Annotated in this window: 3 protein-coding genes and 1 pseudogene; 2 read left to right on the top strand and 2 right to left on the bottom strand. The window is 51.4% G+C overall.

Features of this window, described 5'->3' with window-relative positions; translation table 11 throughout:
* Positions 1–226 precede the first annotated feature (226 nt).
* Together BZG14_RS14885 and brnA are read left to right on the top strand one after the other, a co-directional pair.
* The gene (locus tag BZG14_RS14885; RefSeq protein ID WP_077609110.1) at positions 227–493 is read left to right on the top strand and encodes a BrnT family toxin; all 267 of its coding nucleotides are present in this window, start codon (positions 227–229) and stop codon (positions 491–493) included.
* Entirely contained in the window at positions 480–722 is a 243-nt protein-coding gene (gene brnA, locus BZG14_RS14880; protein ID WP_077484198.1) for a type II toxin-antitoxin system BrnA family antitoxin, read from the top strand. The genes BZG14_RS14885 and brnA overlap by 14 nt, the downstream gene beginning before the upstream one ends.
* A gap of 475 nt (positions 723–1197) precedes the next feature.
* Here the strand turns inward: brnA and BZG14_RS14875 are convergent, their stop codons facing one another.
* Both BZG14_RS14875 and BZG14_RS14870 read right to left on the bottom strand, forming a co-directional pair.
* On the bottom strand, positions 1198–2346 hold the full coding sequence (locus BZG14_RS14875) for a DUF3103 family protein (RefSeq protein ID WP_077609109.1): 1149 nt from the start codon (positions 2344–2346) through the stop codon (positions 1198–1200).
* A gap of 377 nt (positions 2347–2723) precedes the next feature.
* Positions 2724–3471 (bottom strand): annotated as a pseudogene (locus BZG14_RS14870) (arginine deiminase family protein); the annotation flags it as partial.

Genomic DNA, 3471 nt, shown 5'->3' with positions numbered 1-3471 from the left:
TTGTAATGGCCCACTAACATTGGCCAYGGTGTTAGATCGTGTAAGAACAAGGACCCGTTCAGCAGAATCAGAGCAACCAAACTCGACAAGTGCGGCTCGATAGTTTTGTCACGACTTCTGTTCAGGGTTCGAGTTCCGTATGCATTCCCACGCAGGAGCGTGGGAACGAGTCAATACCACTTGCTAGTAGGTTGCACAGTATGCAAAAAGAGTATAATTTTTACTCATGGGTGGATTTGAATTCGATGAGAACAAAAGCAGGTTAAATGCGACGAAGCATGGAATTGACTTCCAGACCGCGCAAGGTTTGTGGGACGATCCTTATCTTATTGAAATTCCTGCCAAGACAAGCGATGAGCCAGGGTATGTGGTGCTCGGGCTGTTAAACCGTAAGTATTGGTCTGGCGTAATCACATATCGTGGCAACAATATTCGGATCATTTCTGTCAGGCGTTCACGGAAAGCGGAGGTGAGCTTATATGAAAGCGCATGAATTTGATGCCAAGTTTGAGAGTGACGATGACATTGTAGATGATCTTGCTCTATCGAAAGCTAAGCGTCCAAGACAAACCCAGAAACGGGTGAACGTGGACTTCCCCGAGTGGATGTTAGCCTCATTAGATCGTGAGGCTAGCCGGGTGGGCGTAACACGTCAGTCAATCATTAAAATGTGGCTGGCAGAACGGCTGGAAAATGTGTCTCATCATCACACATCCGAATAACCGGCGTATAAACGCGCTAATGCCAATCAACGCTACAAGTTGTTGACTTGCTTGCTCCCGCTTCTCCTCTCAATGAATACACTATGACGAGCATAAAAGTGTTAATTTATACACTTTTATGCGCGTAAAAATGTTGAAAGCTGCATTTTTTGCGCATTTTTGTGTAATAAAAAGTCAGTTAGATTGGCACTTAAATTAGGGTAGCTAGATGAAACGATCACTTCTTTTATAGGGCTTGCCAAGTATGACGGGGTCCGAGCGTGTAAGAACAGAGATCCGTTCAGCAGAATCAGAGTAACCAAACTCGACAAGTTCGGCTTGAAGATTTTGTAACGATTTCAGTTCATGGTTCAAGTCTCGTATGCATTCCCACGCAGGAGCGTGGGAACGAGTAATAGAGATCCAGGGCAGTAACGTCACAGTGAAAAAACGCAGCCCCACGGCTGCGTTTTGGCTTTCTATCTCCAGTCCACCATTACTTTGTCGGTTCGATGGTCAGTGGCTCCCAGGTGGCGATGGTGTTGCCGCCGGCGCTGGGGTGGTCGCGGTATTCGCGGTCTTTGAGTAGGGTGTAGTACACATCGACAAAGTCATCATCGTTGGTCAGCCAGCCGTCGGGGATGGCTTCGATGATTTTTCCGGTGATTTGCGTGACCACGCCATAGGCTTGCGCTTCCAAGTCGGGGATCGCGGCTAGGATGTCGCTCGCCACCTCGTTAAGTTTCAGCGCCAGCTCTTTGTAGTTGGTGCCATCGTCTTGCTCCATCAAGATCACGTCTGCCGCGCCCCAACGATAGCGGTCCCAGTGGATCATCACCTGATTAGGATAATAGGTGGTTTTGTCGTAATCCAAATAAGGCATATCGACAATATCGAGCATCGGTTCGTCGCGGCTGGGGTTCACGCCAGTCACAATGGCATACACTTCTGCCGCACCGGAGATCCACGGTTCTTTGTCGTCGGCCAGGCGAATGGTTTTTAGCACMGTGGTATCAATCGGCTCCGCGGGCTCTTGTGCCATCATGCGCGCACTTCGGCGCATCCGTGGGGCAGGGTTCTGCTCGGCCAAGGTGCGACGCATCACTTCCAGACCGGCTTTAAGAGACGCTTTACCATTGGTATCCACCACCAATACCGGGCGGTCTGGCATTTGATAGACGTCTAGCCAATGGGTGTTGCCTTCGATATCAAATGCTTCGATTTGGGTCCAGGTCTTTTCATCGCCTGCCGGTTCAAAAGCAAACAAAGGCGCTTGGCCGGCCTGCCAGCGCGCCAGCATACTGGGGTCGGCTAAGCGTACTTCGAGCAGTTGGTCGGCGACGTCTTCGACGCCTTGCGCTTCACGCAACGCACGGTCAGCGCTGTGTAGCTGAGTATCCAGGCTGCGCTTGCTGCGTGAGCTGCGCGCTTGAGGCTTTGTCAGTGCCGACAAGGGGGCATTTAAGCCATAACTATTAATGTTGCGCTGTAGCGTTGGGGCGATTTGCGCATAGTCTCGGCTAAGCTGTTTGGCGGTGTCACGCTTGACTGTGACCACTCGGTTATCTGCATTGCCGGCAAAAGCGGGGGTAAAAGTGTGGGTAAAGCCGACTAATAGCAGCGAAATCAGTATTTTCTTATTCATCGCATGTCCTCTTGTGTACTGCAACTGACGTTAGCGAACTAACGTTTGTATAGTGCGATGTCTGTGTCCTAACACGCTATGTGTAAAGCGCCGAGGTGAGAGTATCGTTCACAAAAAACGTGTCGCCTTGTGGCGACGTTAATTATTTCTGGTACTAGAGTAAATGCTCACTCATCAAAAAGTATGACAGTAGAATGAGGCCTTTTTGCCGAGTCTTCGGCCGATCTTTAATAACATCCTGATAATGATGAAGAAGTGATGATGCGGCTTAAATTTCGGTTGGCGGGCGTGAATGTAGGAGTTTGCCAGTAAACATAACAGTAGACGGTAAAATAAAGCCGCTGGCGAGGCAGCGGCTAACGTTAAACCGGAGAGCCTTAGATACCGTCGCGCTCGAGCGGACAGCTCATACAGCGCGCGCCACCACGGCCTCGTCCTAGCTGGTCGCCGGGGACGGACAACACCTTGATACCGGCTTTGTCGTATTTCTCGTTGGTGTAGGTGTTGCCTTCATAACCAATCACCACCCCAGGTTTGACCGTGAGCACGTTGTTGGCATCGTTCCATTGTTCACGCTCGGCGGCATAGCTGTCGCCGCCGGTAGTAATGATGTTTAACGGCCCGACGTCGAGTGCTTTTTCAATCGCGGTGAGGTAGCAAGACTGCGCGTCTACGTTAAGGCCGTCTTCGCCTTTGCGGGTCAGGCGCCAGCATGGCAAGTCGGGGCGCATCACGGTGGGATAAACCGAGAAGGTGTGCACGTCCATGTGGGTCATCACGGTATCTAGGTGCATGCACGAGCGATTTTTCGGCAGTTGCACTGCAATCACTTCTTTGGCTTGGCCACTGAACAGCAGGCTACGTGCCAGTTGCTCAACCCCTTGTGGGGTGGTGCGCTCGGACATGCCAATTAACACCGCACCACGGCCAATGACTAGCACATCGCCGCCTTCAATCATGGCGTTGTCGTAGTCACGCACTTCATCACCGAGGTAATTAATAAACGCGCTGCCCGCAAATTCCGGGTGCCAGCGGTAAATCGCGCGCAGATGGTTGGTTTCACGTTGGCGCGCCGGTTTCGCCATGGGGTTGAGTGATACGCCACCATTCCACCCAGCACGAGGT

The sequence above is a fragment of the Salinivibrio sp. IB282 genome, assembly GCF_001995685.1.
Lineage (GTDB): Bacteria > Pseudomonadota > Gammaproteobacteria > Enterobacterales > Vibrionaceae > Salinivibrio > Salinivibrio kushneri.
This window is presented reverse-complemented; position numbering and strand designations above follow the sequence as displayed.

Excerpts from the sequence above, each read along its gene's own strand:
- BZG14_RS14885 (WP_077609110.1), top strand. The coding sequence starts at position 227 with ATGGGTGGATTTGAATTCGATGAGAACAAAAGCAGGTTAAATGCGACG.
- brnA (WP_077484198.1), top strand. The coding sequence starts at position 480 with ATGAAAGCGCATGAATTTGATGCCAAGTTTGAGAGTGACGATGACATT.